Consider the following 16,219-nt stretch of genomic DNA (forward strand, 5'->3'; position numbering starts at 1 on the left):
GCGAGCCTCCCCGGGCCGGACCCCAAGTCCGCCGGGGAGGCTTTCGTTTATGACCGACACATTCCCACCGGACCTGACCGTCCGCCCCGCGATCCCTGAGGACCGGCCCACCGTCGAGCGGCTGTGGCTGATGTTCCACCACGACCTGTCCGAGTTCCAGGGCGCCCTGCCCGGCCCGGACGGCACCTTTCGCAATGAGCGGGTCGAGTCCGCCTTCACCCGGCCGGACTGGGTGCCGTACCTGTTCGTCAGCGACGGGCGGCCGGCCGGCTTCGCGTTCGTGCGCGCGCTGTACGCGCCGGTGCGGGTGCTCAACAGTTTCTTCGTCGTGCGCGGGGCGCGCCGCCTCGGGATCGGGACGCGGGCCGTACGGGAAGTGGTGCGCCGGCACCCCGGGAACTGGGAGATCGCCTTCCAGGACGCCAATCCGGCCGCCGTACGGTTCTGGCCGCACGTCGCCCGGGAGCTGGCCGGGGACGCCTGGACACGCCGGCTCCGGCCGGTACCGGACCGGCCGGAGCTGCCCCCGGACGTGTGGATCTCGTTCGCCGTGACCGGCTGAGCGGGGACATCGTCGGCCTGTGCCGCCATGGAGACGGCGCTGGTGCGCAGGGCGCGAGGTTGACATGCAAGAAATTGCCTGCATAACGTTGAGTGTGCGATCAGGGGACGACACCGGGATGGACAAGGTCTTCAGGGCGCTGGCCGACGACACGCGAAGGCGCCTGCTGGACCGGCTCCACGAGAACAACGGCCAGACCCTGGGTGAGCTGTGCGAGCGCATCGCCATGACGCGCCAGGCGGTCACCCAGCATCTGGCCGTCCTGGAGGCCGCCAACCTGATCAGCACGGTGCGGCGGGGGCGGGAAAAGCTGCACTACCTCAACCCCGTGCCGCTCCATGAGATCCAGGAGCGGTGGATCGACAAGTTCGAGCGCCCGCGCCTGAGCGCGCTCGGCGCCCTGAAGCGACGAGCCGAGGAAGCCATGACCGGCAAGCCCAGCTTTGTGTACGTCACCTACATCGCGAGCACGCCCGAGAAGGTCTGGGAGGCGCTCACCGACGCCGACCTGACCGCCGCCTACTGGGGCCACCGCAACGAGTCCGACTGGCGGCCCGGCTCGCGCTGGGCGCATGTGCGCACCGACGGCTCCGGCGTCGAGGACGTCGTCGGCCGGGTCGTCGAGAGCGAGCCGCCGACCCGGCTGGTCACCACCTGGGCCGCGCCCGCCGAGGAGGACCGGGAGGACCGGCACTCCCGGGTCGCCTTCGAGATCCAGCCGTACGAGGACATCGTCCGGCTGACCGTCGTCCACGAGGACCTCAATGACGAGGGCGAGCGCTCGCAGGTCGGCGCCGGCTGGCCGGCCGTGCTGTCCAACCTCAAGTCGCTGCTGGAGACCGGCCGGGTCCTGCCGCAGGAGCCGTGGCTGGTGCCGAGCGGCTGAAGCGGGCACGGGAGAGGCCGGTCCGCCACGCGGACCGGCCTCGCATGCTCCCCTCTGCTTTCGTCTGCTCCCCTTCTCGCGTCTCCCGTTACGGCGTGGGTGCGCTCTTCGCCGCCGTGCCGGCGCAGACCAGTCCCAGGACGAGCGCCAGTGCGCCGATGACGACGTTGTTGATGATCACGCCCTTGTCGGGGCCGCTGCCCACGATCCAGGGAGCGATGATCATCCAGATGCCCAGGGCGCACATGGCCCAGCTGAGGCCGTACATCCGCTCGGGGGCCCTGGTGAAGCCGAGGGCGAGCAGGCCTATCGCTATCCCCATGATCAGGTTGTGGGTCATGAGTGAGGGCTGGCTCGCCGTGTAATGCACGATCCACGGAGATGCCGCGCAGTACAGGCCGAGCAGGAACACCGGCCCGTCCACGAGCGCCACATCACGACCGCCGAGCATGCGGGCGTAGCGGGCCCGCATTTCGGAGACATCGGGGTGGGTCGCCATGTCACCCCTGTGCGAGACGTTGGCCATGACTCGTCTCCTTTGACTTTGCAGGCCAGACCGTGTCTGGTGCGATGTGATATGTACACCGCTTGGGTCCAGTTTGCTCTTATTTCGTCTTTATGTGTAGATGCCCGCATGTGGCCTGGGTCACTCCGGGGCCGTCCGCTGCGCTCGCGCGGCCCGGCATCGAGGTCCCGCAGAGAACCGACGGGGAACGCCGGCCGGCCGGGCACCGCGAAACGCAATTCAATGGTCCGCGATACGAGACCGGTCGGCGCTTCCTTGAACGGCCCTCGCCGGTGGCTGCCACGATCAACGGCATGACGATGCGACTGGACCTCACGCGGCGACGCCATGTCGACCTCGCACGCGTTTCCAGCGCCTCCTGTCGCGCCGCGGCCTGACCGCCCTTTGGCGAGTCCGCCGCGATTTCTGCTTCTTCTCGCCGTCTCGCCTTTCCGTCTGAATTCACCGTGCCTGCACGGCTGTTGAATTCGGCGTGCCTGAAAGCATTCCGCGCCAGCGGCACCGCATGTCCGCAACACCCGCGCAGTTCGCCCACCGGGACGCTCAACTCTCCTATGGGGCAACGGAGTCGGAGTCCCACGTGGCTCGCGTCCGGCTGTCGGCACGATCGCGCACCCCCAGAAACGAGGCACCCATGGCCACCGTCCTGTCCGTCTCCGGCAGCCCCTCCGCCACCTCGCGCACCGGCCGCCTGCTGCGCCACCTGGACCAGCGGCTCATCGCCCAGGGCCACGAGGTGATCCCGCTCGACGTCCGTACCCTGCCGGCCGAGGCCCTGCTCGGTGCCGACGTACGGCACCCCGCCATCGTCCGGGTCGCCGCACTGCTCGCCCGCGCCGACGGCGTCCTGATCGGCACCCCGATCTACAAGGCGTCGTACTCCGGGGTGCTCAAGGCGCTGCTCGACCTGCTTCCGCAGTACGCCCTGACCGGCAAGACCGTGCTGCCGCTCGCCACCGGCGGCTCCACCGCCCATGTCCTCGCCATCGACTACGCGCTGCGCCCGGTGCTCAACTCCATGGGCGCCGCACACATAGTTCAGGGCTGGTTCACCCTCGACAAGGACATCACCGTGGGCGAGGACGGCTCGGTGACCCTCGCCCGCGCCACCGCCGAGGCGCTCGGTCAGGTGGTGGACCAGTTCTCGGCCGCCCTCGGCCGGACCCCGGTCCTGGCGGCCGCGAGCTGAGCGGCCCCGACGCCGTGCGCAGGTGACCGGCCGTCGACGACCAGGAGGGCGGCCGACGTTCTCCTTCACCTCGCTGCCGGCCCGTCGCCGGTCGAACCGGCACCTCGGCCGGTACCCGCCGACCGGGCCCAGGCCGCTCCGGTCGGGCCTGCACTGACGGACACTCGAGAACGGAGACCCACGTGTCCCTCACCTTCCACTGGTTCCTGCCCGCCAACGGCGACAGCCGTCATGTCGTCGGCGGTGGCCACGGCACCCCGGCCACCGCCTCCGGCCGGGACCGGCCGCCCACGGTCGCCTACCTGAGCCAGATCGCCCGGGCCGCCGAGCAGCTCGGCTTCGCCGCCGCGCTCACGCCGACCGGGGCCTGGTGCGAGGACGCATGGCTGACCACCGCCATGGTCAGCCAGAACTCCGAGCGGCTGAAGTTCCTGGTCGCGTTCCGGCCCGGCTCGGTCTCCCCGACGCTCGCCGCGCAGATGGCGTCCACCTTCCAGCGGCAGAGCGGCGGACGGCTGCTGCTCAACGTCGTCACCGGCGGCGAGAGCCATGAGCAGCGGGCCTACGGCGACTTCCTCGACAAGGACGCCCGCTACCGCCGTACCGGTGAATTCCTGCACATCGTGCGGCAGTTGTGGGAGGGCAAGAGCGTCGATCTGCACGGGGAGCACCTCCAGGTGGAGGACGCGAAGCTCAGCCGGGTGCCCGACCCGGTGCCCGAGGTGTACTTCGGCGGTTCCTCGCCCGCCGCCGGCGAGGTCGCGGCCCGGTACGCCGATGTGTACCTCACCTGGGGCGAGCCGCCCGCCCAGGTCGCCGAGAAGATCGCCGGGATCCGCAAACTGGCCGCGGAGCACGGCCGTACCCTGCGCTTCGGCATCCGGCTGCACGTCATCACCCGGGACACCTCCGCCGAGGCCTGGGCGGAGGTGGACCGGCTGCTCGACGGCTTCGACCGGGAGACGGTGGAGGCCGTGCAGGCGGGGCTCGCGCGCAGCGAGTCCGAGGGCCAGCAGCGCATGCTCGCCCTGCACGGCGGCAGCCGGGAGGGCCTGGAGATCCATCCCAACCTGTGGGCCGGCATCGGCCTGGTGCGCGGCGGCGCGGGCACGGCCCTGGTCGGCAGTCATGACGAGGTGGTCGAGCGGATCAAGGAGTACCACGCCCTCGGCATCGACGAGTTCGTCCTCTCCGGCTATCCGCACCTGGAGGAGGCGTACTGGTTCGGCGAGGGCGTGCTGCCCCGGCTCGCCGCGCAGGGACTGTGGAGGCATCCCGACGGCACGACGTCCGGCGCCTCGCCGCAGGTGCCGTTCGCCAACTGACCGACCCTCCCCGGCGGACTGCCGGTTCCTGAGTAGCTTCCTCGGGCAGCCACAGGCCCGCCAGCTCCAGCGACACCGTGCGCGCGGCCGTGAGGGCGGCGAGCCGCATGGCTCCGAGGCGCGCAGCCCCGGCTGGCACGCGGGCCGGGGTGTCGTCGATCCGGGGCCCGCAGTGCGTGCACGAGGTGACAGGAGGCCGAGAGGCGACGTGCCGCACGCCGTCCGCACCGGCCCGGAAGGGCGCGGGCGTGACCTCCGCGTGTGAGCGCCGTCACCCTGGATCGCCGGAATGAACTTGAGGACATGAAAGGTTGGCAAATACATCAACCGAGACCTAGGCTCGGGCCGAACCCGCCCGTGCACCACCAGCGAGGCATCCGTGAACCACCCCGCCATCGAGCAGCCCGCCGACATCGTGTCCCGGCTGCGCGCCACCTTCGCCACCGGCCGCACCAAGCCCGTCGAGTGGCGCACCGGCCAGCTGCGCCGCCTGCGCGCGCTGCTCACGGACCGCGGCGCCGACCTCGCCGCCGCCCTCCACGCCGACCTGGGCAAGAGCCGCACCGAGGCCTACCGCACCGAGATCGACTTCACGATCCGGGAGATCGACCACACCCTCGACCACCTTCAGGAGTGGCTGCGCCCGGAACCCGCGCCGGTCCCGGCCCACCTCGGCGCCGACGCCACGGCCTGGACGCAGTACGACCCCCTCGGTGTCGTCCTCGTCATCGCGCCCTGGAACTACCCGGCGCAGCTGCTGCTCGCCCCGGTGGTCGGCGCGCTGGCCTCGGGCAACGCGGTCGTCGCCAAGCCGAGCGAGCTGGCCCCGGCCACCTCGGCCGCCCTGGCCGAGCTGATCCCGGCCTACCTCGACACCGATGCGGTCGCCGTGGTCGAGGGCGGCATCCCGGAGACCACGGCCCTGCTGGCCGAGCGCTTCGACCACATCTTCTACACCGGCAACGGCACCGTCGGCCGCATCGTGATGCGTGCCGCCGCCGAGCACCTCACCCCGGTCACCCTCGAACTCGGCGGCAAGTCCCCGGTGTTCGTGGACCGGGGCGCCGACCTCGACGTGGTCGCGGACCGGCTCGCCCGCGGCAAGTTCCTGAACGCCGGGCAGACCTGTGTGGCCCCCGACTACGTCCTGACCGACCCGGAGACCGCCGCCGCCCTGGAGCCCGCGCTGGTGCGCGCGGTCGAGGCGCTGTTCGGCACCGACCCGGCGGCCTCGCCCGAGTACGGCCGGATCATCAACGAGCGCCACTTCGACCGCCTCTGCGCCCTGCTCGACTCGGGCCGCGTGGCGACAGGCGGCGCGAGTGACCGTACGGCCAAGTACATCGCCCCGACCGTCCTGGCGGACGTCGACCCGGCGTCGCCCGTCATGCGGGAGGAGATCTTCGGCCCGATCCTGCCGATCGTCACCGTGCCCGGCCTGGACGAGGCGATCGCCTTCATCAACGACCGCGACAAGCCGCTCGCCCTGTACGTCTTCAGCGAGTCCGGGCGCACGCGCGGGCGCATCGCCGCCGAGACCTCCTCCGGCGGCCTCGGGTACGGCCTGCCGCTCGCCCATCTCACCGTCTCCGACCTGCCGTTCGGCGGCGTGGGGGAGAGCGGTATGGGCAACTACCACGGCCCCTACTCCATCGAGACCTTCAGCCACCGCAAGGCTGTGCTGGACAAGCCGCTCGGCTGAACGCACCCGGGTGGCCGGCCGGATGCGCGACTCTGCGCCGAACGACCGCCGAGACGAACACCGCGGACGCCGCCCGGCCGAACTGCGCGAGGCCGGCCTGCAGGCGACGCGTGCTCGCCGCACAGACGCAGCGTCTCGTCGTCGACGGGGTCGGGACGGTCCAGCGCAGACATCCGGCTCGGGCGTGACGCGCCGGGTCCCGGACGCGCCCGGTCCCGGGCGCGCCGGGAACCGGCTGCCCCGTGCCGAGCCCGGGCCCGTGCGCTCCGCCCGCCTGGCCGACCGCCGCAGTCCCCGCGCTGCGCCGCTCCCGCTCCCGCTCCCGGCTCTCGCATAATGGGCAGACGGGCGCACAGCCGTACGAAGGACCGGTTGACTACCATCGTGCAGAGGCAATCCCGGGCCGCAGACGAAGACGGGGTGAGGAACGTTCCATGACCGAGGCGAAGGACGAGCGCCGGCCGGCCGGTGAACTCGAGGCGAGCGTCATGGCCGCACTCTGGGCCGCCGGCACGCCCCAGACCCCCGGCCAGGTCCAGTCGAGCCTCGGCACGGACCTGGCCCGTACGACGGTGACGACGATCCTCACGCGGCTGCACGACAAGGGAGTGGTCGAGCGGCACCGCCAGGGGCGCGGGTACGCCTACCTGCCGGTGCGTGACGTCCAGGACGCCCAAGGCCTGACCGCGCGCCGCATGCACAGCGAGCTGGACCGCGACAAGGACCGCGAGACCGTGCTGGCCCGCTTCGTCGCCCAGCTCAGCCCCGACGACGAACGCGTCCTGCGGGATCTGCTCGAACCCGACGAACGATGACCGCGCTGCTTCTGCTGCCCCTGCTGCTGCCGTTCGCCCTGCCGGCCCTGGCCCGCCGGGCCCTGGACCGGCTGGCCCCCGTCGCCGCGCTGTGGGCCGTCACCCTCTGTGCGATCGTCCTCGCGGGCTGCTCACTGACCGCGCTCGGCGCGTTCGTCCTGATCGGGCTGCTCCAACTCCCGCTCTTCGCCGCGCTCGGCGAACTGGTCCGCCCGCTGCACACCGCCTCGGCCCTCGTCGTCCTGCCGGCCGCCGCGACCTCCGTGGGTGTCCTCGCCGTGTGCGGCTGGACCCTGGTCCGCTCGGTGCTGCGCCAGGCGCGCGCCTTCCGCGCCGCGCGCACCCAGGCCGGGCACGGCCCCGCCGCCGGCGATCTGTGCGTGGTGGACTCGCCCCGCCCGGACGCCTACGCCCTGCCGGGCCGCCCGCACCGCATCGTCGTCACCACCGCCATGCTGCGGAGCCTGGACGGCCTCGAACGCGAGGCGCTGTTCGCCCACGAGCGGGCGCACAACGACGGCGGCCACCACTACTTCCTCGCCGCCGCCGAACTCGCCGCCCACTGCCACCCCGCCCTGCGACCGGTCCGCGAGACGATCCGCCTCGCCGCCGAGCGCGCCGCCGACGAGGCCGCCGCGGCCCGGGTCGGCGACCGGCGGCTGACCGCCCGGGCCATCGCCCGCGCGGCCCTCGCCGGACAGGCCGCGCCCACCGAGCGGCCCGACTTCGCGGCCGCCGCGACCACCGGACCCGTCCCGCAGCGGGTCCAGGCCCTGCTGACCGCCGCCCCGCGCACCCCCCGGGCCGGCCGTGCGATCGCCGCTGTCCTCCTCGTCTGCACCGCCGTCTCCTGTGTGGCCGCGGGCACCGGGATGGCCGACGTCCACCACCGTGTGGAGATCGCCCAGGGCGACGAGAACCCCTGACCCGGCCCGCCGGGCGAGACCCGTGGCACACCTGTGGCAACGCGCGTAGAACCGGACTGGCGTCCAGGAAGTTTTACGTATAACCTCACCGGCTAACCACCCCCACCGGAAGGTCCCGATGCGACGCGTCGCCCTGGTCACCCTCGTCGTGGACGACTACGACGAGGCCATCCGCTTCTACACCGAGGCCCTCGGCTTCCGCCTGGCCGAGGACGCCCCGCGCCCGGACGGCTCGCGCTGGGTCGTCGTCGAGCCGGGCGGTGACGGCTCCGGCACCGGGCTGCTGCTCGCCCGGGCCAAGGGCGAGGAGCAGCGGGCCCGCGTCGGCGACCAGACCGGCGGACGTGTCGGCTTCTTCCTGCACACCGACGACTTCGCCCGCGACCACGCCCGCATGGCCGCGGCCGGCGTGACCTTCCTGGAGCAGCCGCGGCACGAGCCGTACGGCACCGTCGCCGTCTTCCAGGACCTCTACGGCAACCGCTGGGACCTGCTCCAGCCCGCCGACCACTGACATCCCACCGCACCACCCGAGGAAAGCCCTGCCATGACCGAGCCCCGCATCGACACCGAGACCCTCCGCCGGCTCCCCAAGGCCGTGCTGCACGACCACCTCGACGGCGGCCTGCGCCCCGCCACCGTCGTCGAACTCGCGGCGGAGATCGGTCACACCCTGCCCACCACCGACCCCGACGAGCTGGCCGCCTGGTACGTCGAGGCCGCCGGCTCCGGCGACCTGGTCCGCTACATCGCCACCTTCGAGCACACCCTCGCCGTCATGCAGACCCGTGAGGGCCTGCTGCGCACCGCCGAGGAGTATGTGCTGGACCTGGCCGCCGACGGTGTCGTCTACGCCGAGGTGCGCTACGCCCCCGAGCTGAACACCAGGGGCGGGCTCGCGCTCAGCGAGGTCGTGGAGACCGTGCAGGAGGGCCTCGCCGCCGGCATGGCCAAGGCGGCCGCCGCCGGCACCCCCGTCCGCGTCGGCACCCTGCTGTGCGGCATGCGGATGTTCGACCGGGTCCGCGAGGCCGCCGACCTCGCCGTCGCCTACCGCGACGCCGGTGTCGTCGGCTTCGACATCGCCGGCGCCGAGGACGGCTTCCCGCCCGCCGACCACCTGGCCGCCTTCGAGCACCTGCGCCGTGAGAACGTGCCGTTCACCATCCACGCCGGCGAGGCCCACGGCCTGCCCAGCATCCACCAGGCCCTGCAGGTGTGCGGCGCCCAGCGCATCGGCCACGGTGTGCGCCTGACGGAGGACATCCCCGACCTCGCGGCCGGCAAGCTCGGCCGGCTCGCGTCCTGGGTGCGCGACCGCCGTGTCGCGCTGGAGATGTGCCCGACGTCCAACCTCCAGACGGGCTGCGCCACTTCGATCGCCGAGCACCCGATCACGGCCCTGAAGGACCTCGGCTTCCGGGTCACCGTGAACACCGACAACCGCCTGGTGTCGGGGACGACGATGACCCGGGAGATGTCCCTGCTCGTCGAGGAGGCGGGCTGGACGGTGGAGGACCTGCGCACGGTCACGGTGAACGCCCTCAAGAGCGCGTTCATCCCGTTCGACGCGCGCAAGGCCCTCATCGAGGACGTCGTCCTGCCGGGTTACGCGGCCGTGCTCTGACCCAGTCCCCTGAGGTAGGCGGCCTGTCCGACGTGCTGAAGGTCGTCGGACAGGACGCTCACCAGGCGGACGCCCAGTGTGACCGGGGGATCCCAGCGCTCGTCCACGATCCGTTCCAGGTCCTTGGCGGCAAGTGAGCGCAGTACGCCGAGGGTCTGCTCGTGGACCGCGTCGTGATACCCGGTCAGCAGCTCGGCCGAGTCGACCTTCACCTTCGCGACCTGTGCGGGGGTGTGCCCGTACCCGTGGTCGTGCGCGGGCAGGTCGAGGCCGAAACGCTTCTGCCACTCCTGGGAGAGCCAGACCTGATCGAGGCCGAAGGCGTCGGCGATGTGGTCGTCCTGCACCCGGGTCAGGTGCCAGACGAGCCAGGCGATGGAGTTGGCGCCGGGCGTCGGCCGGTGGTTCAGCTCGTCCGGTCCGAGGCCGTCGAGGGCGGCATGGACTTCTTCCTGGATGCGGCCGTAGCCGTCGATGAGGATGTCCTTGGCATGCATAAGGTCCACCATCGCGCATCCGGCGCCCTCACGCGTCCGGAATCCAGCTCCCGCGGAAGCCCGGGGGTACCGCCCGGGCAGGTGCACCCGTGCCACCGGCGCGCCGGCCACCGGATCCGGGTCGTGCGGGCGACCGCCCCGGGGTGTCCACGACCAGGTGCCGGACGTGGTCCCGGTCCGGACGGTAGGCGATCAGCCGTGGGCGGTGAGGTGGTCGGCGAGCGCGGTGAGTTCGGCGGCGCCGCGGCCGAGGCGCTTCATCTCGTACACCGTGAAGATGACCCGGCAGTGCGAGGCGTGCGGTGGTAGGCGGAGGCGACCGCTCCGCCGCGCGAGCGGCACGACGAGGCGGGCTGAGCGTCATACTTCGGACAGGCGTGCTGTTCGACGGCGTCGGCGTCCGAACGGTCGAGCGGGGAACATGTTCGTTACGATCGAGTTATGACTGCCAGAAGAGAGCCGATCAGCCGCCGGGAGCGGCCGGCGAAGCCCGCCCTGTCCCGGCGCTGGATTGTGGACACCGCCGTGCGGATCATGCGGGCGGAGGGGCTGAGGAAGGTCACGATGCGCCGCCTGGCGCAGGAGCTGGATACCGGCCCGGCGTCGCTGTACGTCTATGTCGCCAACACCGCCGAGCTGCACGCAGCCGTTCTGGATTCCCTGCTCGGCGAGGTCGACCTGACCGGGCGGGACGTCGGTGAGGACTGGCGCGAGCAGCTTCGTGCCGTCATGACGTCGTACACCCAGGTGCTGTTCGAGCACCCGCAGCTGGCGCGGGCCGCGCTCGTCGCCCGCCCGAGCGGGGAGAACTACCTGCGCCTGGTGGAGCGCATCCTCGATCTCCTCTCGGAAAGCGGCGCCGGTCGCGAGCAAGTCGCCTGGGGGGTGGACAAGCTGCTCCAGGATGCGACGGCCACCGCTGCCGAGCACTCGACGCGTGAGCACGATCCCGCTTCCGAGGACGACTGGAACGCCACGGTGCGTGCACTTCACGCCGTGGACGCCGCCACGCATCCGGCGATCACCGCGCACATGCCCGCCCTGATCGGCGGCTCGGTGGCGGACAGGATCCGCTGGAGCTTCGACGTCCTCGTCAACGGCATCACGCACACGCCCGTTCCGGGCGCAGGAGGCTGAGTTCCGGGCGGGCTCGCCCGCCCGGCCGGCGGCTGCGGCTCGGTTGAACGCAGTTCTCTCGCCGCCTGCCGCTGACACACAAACTGTACAGAACTTGTTCGCAACGAACATGTTCGCTACGGTTGGACGGACTGAGGTGTTCCCCTACTGCTTTCGGAGGGCCCGTGAGCACCAGCCATTTCCCGATCGCGATCATCGGTGCAGGTCTCGGCGGCCTGACCGCCGCCCGTGTCCTGCACGTCAACGGCATCGAGTCGGCGATCTTCGAACTGGAGGCGTCGGCAGCGGCCCGTACGCAGGGCGGGATGCTCGACATCCATGAGGAGAACGGGCAGAAGGCCCTGCACGCCGCCGGCCTCCACGACGACTTCCTCAAGATCGTCCACCAGGGAGGTCAGGCCATGCGTCTCCTCGGCCCCGACGGCACGGTGCACGTGGCCGAGGAGGACGACGGCACCGGCGGCCGGCCCGAGGTGGACCGCGGCGACCTGCGTGACCTGCTGCTCGGCTCCCTGCCCGACGGCACGATCCACTGGGGCCGGAAGGTCACCGGCGCCCGGGCGCTGGACGACGGGCGCCACGAGGTGACGTTCGCCGACGGCTCGGCCATCACCACCGATCTCCTGATCGGCGCGGACGGCGCCTGGTCCCGGATCCGGCCGCTGGTCTGCGACGCCTGGCCCGCCTACACCGGCATCTCCTTCGTCGAGACCGACCTGTTCGACGCCGACACCCGCCACCCGCGCAGCGCCGCGGTCATCGGCGGCGGGTTCTTCATCGCCCTGGGGGGCGAACGCGGTGTCCTCGCGCACCGGGAGAGCGACGGCAGTCTCCACGTCTACACGGCGCTCAAGGCCGACGAAGGCTGGCTGGACACGGTCGACTTCACCGACCACGCTGCCGCCAAGGCCGCGGTTCTCGCCCACTTCGAGGGCTGGGACGAGGGCCTGCGCGCCCTGGTCGCCGACGCGGACACGATCACACCTCGCCGTATCCACGCCCTGCCCCTCGGACGCCGCTGGGACCGCGTCCCGGGCGTGACGCTGCTTGGTGACGCCGCCCACCTGATGTCCCCCTTCGCCGGGGAGGGCGCCAACCTCGCCATGCTCGACGGCGCCGAACTCGCCCTGACCATCGCCGCCCACCCCGGCGACACCGAAGCCGCCCTGGCAGCGTACGAGGAGGCACTCTTCCCGCGCAGCGAGGCGTCCGCCGCCGAGTCCGCCGCCAACCTGGACACCATGTTCGGCGAGCGCGGCCTGGAGCAGATGGTCGCCTTCTTCACCTCCGACCCGGCAGCCCAGTGAGGCCCGCTCTCACGGCCACCGCGCCCTCAGCCACCGAACCCCCCGCATCCAGGAGCACCTCATGACCGCACCCCATCAGCGCATCATTGCGGTGCGGCCGGGCCTCGACCTCGAAGTGCGCGAGGCCGGCACCAGCGGCAGCCCGGTGCTCGTCCTGCACGGCGGCCCCGGCCCCTCCAGCATCTCGCCCCTGATCGACCACCTGGCACCGGATCGCAGGGTGGTCGCGCCCACCCATCCGGGCTGGGACGCCACCGTACGGCCGGGCGACCTGGACTGCGTGCCCGCACTCGCCGCTGCCTACCTGGAACTTCTCGGCCACCTCGGGCTGAACGACGTGACGGTGATCGGCACGTCCTTCGGCGGCTGGGTCGCCACCCAGACCGTCCTGGACGACTGCGAGGGCCGGATCTCCCGGCTCGTCCTCATGGATGCCATCGGCCCCGTCATACCCGGCCAGCAGATCACCGTGCCCGCCGGTCCGCCGGCTCCGGCGTCGCAGCGCGGACCGTCCGCACAGGCGATGGCCGCCATGCGCGCCTACGCAGGGCCTGCCATGGCAGACGCCGGCATGCTGTCCCGCCTTTCCACCGTCACGTGCCCGGTACTGGTGATCTGGGGCGCCGACGACACAGTCGTCACCCCCGACTTCGGCCGCGCCTACGCCGCGGGGTTCCCCCACGCGCGATTCGAACTCGTCCCCGGCGCAGGACACCTGCCCATCCGCGAAAAGCCCGAGACGGTCTTCACCCATCTCGACTCCTTCCTCACCCACCGAACCTCGGCCACCGGCCGGTGAACCCCTGCTGTCCGGTTCCCCGTCCGCGGGCCGAACACCCCGCCGCCGGAGCGGACTTGGATCGCGAGGGACATGGTGCTCACGCCCATGAAGGTGGCTCCGAACAGGACAGCGGCGGCGAGCGCGGGGACACTTCCGGCGGACAGGGCGGGCAGCGCGTTGCCGACGGCCTGCAACGACAAGGAGATCGTCAGCAGGGCCGGGCGGGACATGCGCCGGGCCAGGCGCATCCACAGGGCCGCGGCCCCACCCCCGGAACCGGGTACCAGCTCATGCCGACGGGTCCCTCCTCGGCTCGGTGCCTCACCCCGGTCAACGATCAGGAGGTCTGGGGCCCCTCCTGGGGTGGTGTCAGGACCCCTGTCGCGCCGCCTGTTTCCAGGAGCGTGAGGAGCGCGCGGGCGGCGGGGCTGGTGGCCCGGTCCGGCGGCAGCAGGGCGACCGTCTCGTACTCCGCCTCGCCCGTGCCCTTCAGCGGCAGCGCCGTGAGCGCGGGCCGCTTGTGCCGGAAGTGCCGGGGCACGACCGCGATCCCGAGGTTCTCGTCCACCAGGTCCAGCAGACTGTGCACGTCGTTGACCTCCAGCGCGACCGTGCGCCGGATCCCGGCCGCGGCGAACGCGGCGTCGGTGGTGCGCCTCGGGCCCCAGTCCGGATGGAAGTCGACGAAGACCTCCCCGGCCAGGTCGTCCGGGGTGAGCACCGCGCCCGCCGAGGCCAGCCGGTGCCCCGGGTGGCACAGCACAGTCATCGGCTCGCTGGTCAGCGCCACCGAGCGCAGCTGGTCGGAGTCCGCCCGGGTGCGGTAGGCGAAGGCCAGGTCGAGCCGGCCGGCCGCGACCTCCTCGGCCAGCGCGCCCGAACCGGCCTGCCGCAGCCGGATCTCCACGTCCGGGTGCCGCCCCCGGAAGCCCGCCAGCAGCCGTGCCACCTGCACCCCGGCGATGCACTGCTCGGTGCCGAGGGCCAGCGTGCCGCGCAGCACGCCCTGCACCGCGGCCACGGCCTCGTGCGCCGAACGCACCTGCGCCAGGATCCGCTCGGCCTCCGCCAGCAGCGCCCGCCCCGCCTCGGTGAGCGTCACCCGCCGGGTGGTGCGCACGAACAGCGGCGCCCGCAGCTCCCGCTCCAACGCCCTGATCGACGCCGACAGACCCGACTGGGACACCATCAGGCGCTCGGCGGCCCGGGTGAAGTGCTGGTCCTCGGCGACGGCGACGAAGTGCTGGAGATGGCGCAGTTCCATGATTGAGAAGCCTAGCCGCACAATTCCATCGGATTCTCCTGTTGGACCGCTGCGTGGGGGGCGCGGAAGACTGACGCGGGCAGACCAGGTGCCAACCCCTCTGGAGTCGCGTTGTACACCGCACACCCCGACCGCTACGACGGCATGCCCTACCGGCGCACCGGGCGCAGCGGACTGCAGCTTCCCCTGCTGTCCCTCGGCCTGTGGCACAACTTCGGTCCGGACCGCCCGTCGAGACCCAGCGGGCCATCCTGCGCCGCGCCTTCGACCTGGGCGTCACCCACTTCGACCTCGCCAACAACTACGGCCCGCCGCCCGGCGCCGCCGAGTCGGCGCTCGGCGAGGCCCTGAAGGCCGACTTCGCGCCGTACCGCGACGAGCTGGTGATCTCCACCAAGGCCGGTTACCTCATGTGGCCCGGCCCGTACGGCGAATGGGGCTCGCGCAAGTACCTGCTCTCCTCGCTCGACCAGAGCCTTGCGCGGATGGGCCTGGACTACGTCGACGTCTTCTACTCGCACCGCCCCGACCCGGACACTCCGCTGGAGGAGACGATGGGCGCCCTGCACTCGGCCGTGCAGCAGGGCAAGGCGCTCTACGTCGGCGTCTCCAACTACTCGGCGGAGCAGACCCGCGAGGCCGCCCGCATCCTCGCGGGGCTCGGCACCCCGCTCCTCATCCACCAGCCGCGCTACTCGATGCTCGACCGGCGCCCCGAGGACGAGGGCCTGCTCGACGCCCTGGACGAACTGCAGGTCGGCTCCATCGCCTACTCGCCGCTGGAGCAGGGCCTGCTGACCGGCCGTTACCTCGACGGCATCCCCGAGGACTCCCGGGCCGCCGGCGACAGCCCCTTCCTCAACTCGGACGCGGTCACCGAGGACCTGGTCGCCCGGCTGCGCGCCCTCGACGAGATGGCCAAGTCCCGTGGCCAGACCCTGGCGCAGCTGGCGCTGGCCTGGGTGCTGCGCGGCGGCCGGGTCACCTCGGCACTGGTCGGCGCGAGCAGCCCGCGGCAGATCGAGGACAGCGTCGGCGCCATCCGCAACCTCGACTTCGACGCCGGGGAACTGGCACGGATCGACGCGATCGTCAGGCCTTAGCCCCACGACGGGGCAGTGCGTGGGCGCGACGGCGGAGGCTCACGGCTTCGGCGGCTCGCCCGCGCTCCAGACGATCGCCGGGGGCACCACCCGCCCGCACAGCGGAGTGCCCTTGGCGTCGGTGAGGGCGAGCCGGCCCACCAGCGCACCGCGCCGCCGTGCCTCGGCGAGCACCTGAGGCGGAACGCCGGCGAGCATCAGCTTGGCGCGCCGGAACATCCGGGACGACTCCTCCTGCGGCTGCCTGCCGAGCCAGGAGAGGCAGACGAAGCGTCCGCCGAGCCGGTTCTGCACGTACGGGCCGCTCAGCTCGCCGCCGGCGGTGAACGTGCAGGGGAGCGTCCAGGCCGCCGTCGGGGCGTCGCCGGGCTGCGGATCGAGCAGCTCGGCGGGCCGGTCCTTGCGCTGGACCGCGACCTCGATCCCGCTGACCCCGTGGAAGCCGGGCCCGGGAGGGCAGTCCCGGCCGGGCAGGGCGTGGCCTTCGATGCGCAGGAGCATGCCACCAGTGTGCGAGGCGGCGCAGGACAACGCCCCGTTCCCGGACCCCGGCGCGCGGCGCGCGATCGTCA

At 72.2% G+C, this 16,219-nt stretch carries 18 protein-coding genes and 1 pseudogene; 14 read left to right on the plus strand and 5 right to left on the minus strand.

Translation table 11 applies throughout. From position 1 onward, the window contains the following. Nucleotides 1–49: 49 nt before the first annotated feature. Nucleotides 50–562, plus strand: coding sequence for a GNAT family N-acetyltransferase (locus A6P39_RS37215; RefSeq protein ID WP_067051716.1), 513 nt, complete (start codon nucleotides 50–52; stop codon nucleotides 560–562). A 118-nt stretch (nucleotides 563–680) separates the two neighbouring features. Continuing rightward, nucleotides 681–1,448, plus strand: a complete 768-nt coding sequence (locus A6P39_RS37220; RefSeq protein WP_067051715.1) for an ArsR/SmtB family transcription factor — start codon at nucleotides 681–683, stop codon at nucleotides 1,446–1,448. Nucleotides 1,449–1,536: 88 nt separating this feature from the next. Here the strand turns inward: A6P39_RS37220 and A6P39_RS37225 are convergent, their stop codons facing one another. Next, on the minus strand, nucleotides 1,537–1,974 hold the full coding sequence (locus A6P39_RS37225) for an SPW repeat protein (protein ID WP_067051714.1): 438 nt from the start codon (nucleotides 1,972–1,974) through the stop codon (nucleotides 1,537–1,539). A 299-nt stretch (nucleotides 1,975–2,273) separates the two neighbouring features. On the opposite strand from A6P39_RS37225, the gene A6P39_RS45635 reads away from it, so the two are divergent. From A6P39_RS45635 to A6P39_RS37260, 8 genes are all read left to right on the plus strand, one after another. Beyond that, nucleotides 2,274–2,351 (plus strand): putative leader peptide, encoded by a 78-nt coding sequence (locus A6P39_RS45635; protein WP_351405193.1) that lies wholly within the window; start codon nucleotides 2,274–2,276, stop codon nucleotides 2,349–2,351. 257 nt (nucleotides 2,352–2,608) lie between these two features. After that, complete coding sequence (ssuE, locus tag A6P39_RS37230; protein ID WP_067051712.1) at nucleotides 2,609–3,163, plus strand: NADPH-dependent FMN reductase; 555 nt, start codon at nucleotides 2,609–2,611, stop codon at nucleotides 3,161–3,163. Between the two features lie 182 nt (nucleotides 3,164–3,345). Continuing rightward, complete coding sequence (locus tag A6P39_RS37235) at nucleotides 3,346–4,488, plus strand: LLM class flavin-dependent oxidoreductase (RefSeq protein ID WP_067051710.1); 1,143 nt, start codon at nucleotides 3,346–3,348, stop codon at nucleotides 4,486–4,488. A gap of 379 nt (nucleotides 4,489–4,867) precedes the next feature. Beyond that, the gene (locus tag A6P39_RS37240; protein WP_067051708.1) at nucleotides 4,868–6,190 is read left to right on the plus strand and encodes an aldehyde dehydrogenase family protein; all 1,323 of its coding nucleotides are present in this window, start codon (nucleotides 4,868–4,870) and stop codon (nucleotides 6,188–6,190) included. Between the two features lie 434 nt (nucleotides 6,191–6,624). Beyond that, the gene (locus tag A6P39_RS37245; RefSeq protein WP_067051706.1) at nucleotides 6,625–7,005 is read left to right on the plus strand and encodes a BlaI/MecI/CopY family transcriptional regulator; all 381 of its coding nucleotides are present in this window, start codon (nucleotides 6,625–6,627) and stop codon (nucleotides 7,003–7,005) included. Beyond that, complete coding sequence (locus A6P39_RS37250) at nucleotides 7,002–7,931, plus strand: M48 family metalloprotease (protein ID WP_067051705.1); 930 nt, start codon at nucleotides 7,002–7,004, stop codon at nucleotides 7,929–7,931. Before A6P39_RS37245 ends, A6P39_RS37250 begins: the two co-directional genes overlap by 4 nt. A gap of 118 nt (nucleotides 7,932–8,049) precedes the next feature. Next, the gene (locus A6P39_RS37255; RefSeq protein WP_067051703.1) at nucleotides 8,050–8,445 is read left to right on the plus strand and encodes a VOC family protein; all 396 of its coding nucleotides are present in this window, start codon (nucleotides 8,050–8,052) and stop codon (nucleotides 8,443–8,445) included. Nucleotides 8,446–8,478: 33 nt separating this feature from the next. Then, on the plus strand, nucleotides 8,479–9,558 hold the full coding sequence (locus tag A6P39_RS37260; RefSeq protein WP_067051702.1) for an adenosine deaminase: 1,080 nt from the start codon (nucleotides 8,479–8,481) through the stop codon (nucleotides 9,556–9,558). On the opposite strand, the gene A6P39_RS37265 is transcribed toward A6P39_RS37260, so the two are convergent. Together A6P39_RS37265 and A6P39_RS37270 are read right to left on the minus strand one after the other, a co-directional pair. Continuing rightward, nucleotides 9,540–10,055 (minus strand): mycothiol transferase, encoded by a 516-nt coding sequence (locus A6P39_RS37265; protein WP_107304448.1) that lies wholly within the window; start codon nucleotides 10,053–10,055, stop codon nucleotides 9,540–9,542. The genes A6P39_RS37260 and A6P39_RS37265 overlap by 19 nt on opposite strands. 192 nt (nucleotides 10,056–10,247) lie before the next feature. After that, nucleotides 10,248–10,397, minus strand: a complete 150-nt coding sequence (locus A6P39_RS37270) for a hypothetical protein (RefSeq protein WP_234379093.1) — start codon at nucleotides 10,395–10,397, stop codon at nucleotides 10,248–10,250. 99 nt (nucleotides 10,398–10,496) lie between these two features. On the opposite strand from A6P39_RS37270, the gene A6P39_RS37275 reads away from it, so the two are divergent. From A6P39_RS37275 to A6P39_RS37285, 3 genes are all read left to right on the plus strand, one after another. After that, a complete protein-coding gene (locus A6P39_RS37275) occupies nucleotides 10,497–11,192 on the plus strand; it encodes a TetR/AcrR family transcriptional regulator (RefSeq protein WP_067051698.1) in 696 nt (231 codons plus the stop codon). 164 nt (nucleotides 11,193–11,356) lie between these two features. Continuing rightward, on the plus strand, nucleotides 11,357–12,499 hold the full coding sequence (locus A6P39_RS37280) for an FAD-dependent oxidoreductase (protein WP_067051696.1): 1,143 nt from the start codon (nucleotides 11,357–11,359) through the stop codon (nucleotides 12,497–12,499). 61 nt (nucleotides 12,500–12,560) lie between these two features. After that, nucleotides 12,561–13,298 carry an alpha/beta fold hydrolase gene (locus tag A6P39_RS37285; protein ID WP_079133620.1) on the plus strand — a complete coding sequence of 246 codons (738 nt, stop codon included), beginning with the start codon at nucleotides 12,561–12,563 and terminating at the stop codon, nucleotides 13,296–13,298. Between the two features lie 319 nt (nucleotides 13,299–13,617). On the opposite strand, the gene A6P39_RS37290 is transcribed toward A6P39_RS37285, so the two are convergent. After that, a complete protein-coding gene (locus A6P39_RS37290) occupies nucleotides 13,618–14,544 on the minus strand; it encodes a LysR substrate-binding domain-containing protein (protein ID WP_067051694.1) in 927 nt (308 codons plus the stop codon). Between the two features lie 111 nt (nucleotides 14,545–14,655). Between A6P39_RS37290 and mgrA the strand changes: the two are divergent. After that, nucleotides 14,656–15,647: pseudogene (gene mgrA, locus A6P39_RS37295) on the plus strand (L-glyceraldehyde 3-phosphate reductase). 39 nt (nucleotides 15,648–15,686) lie between these two features. On the opposite strand, the gene A6P39_RS37300 reads toward mgrA, so the two are convergent. Beyond that, nucleotides 15,687–16,148 carry a DUF5990 family protein gene (locus A6P39_RS37300; protein WP_067051691.1) on the minus strand — a complete coding sequence of 154 codons (462 nt, stop codon included), beginning with the start codon at nucleotides 16,146–16,148 and terminating at the stop codon, nucleotides 15,687–15,689. Nucleotides 16,149–16,219 lie beyond the last annotated feature (71 nt).

The sequence above is a fragment of the Streptomyces sp. FXJ1.172 genome (assembly GCF_001636945.3).
GTDB lineage: Bacteria > Actinomycetota > Actinomycetes > Streptomycetales > Streptomycetaceae > Streptomyces.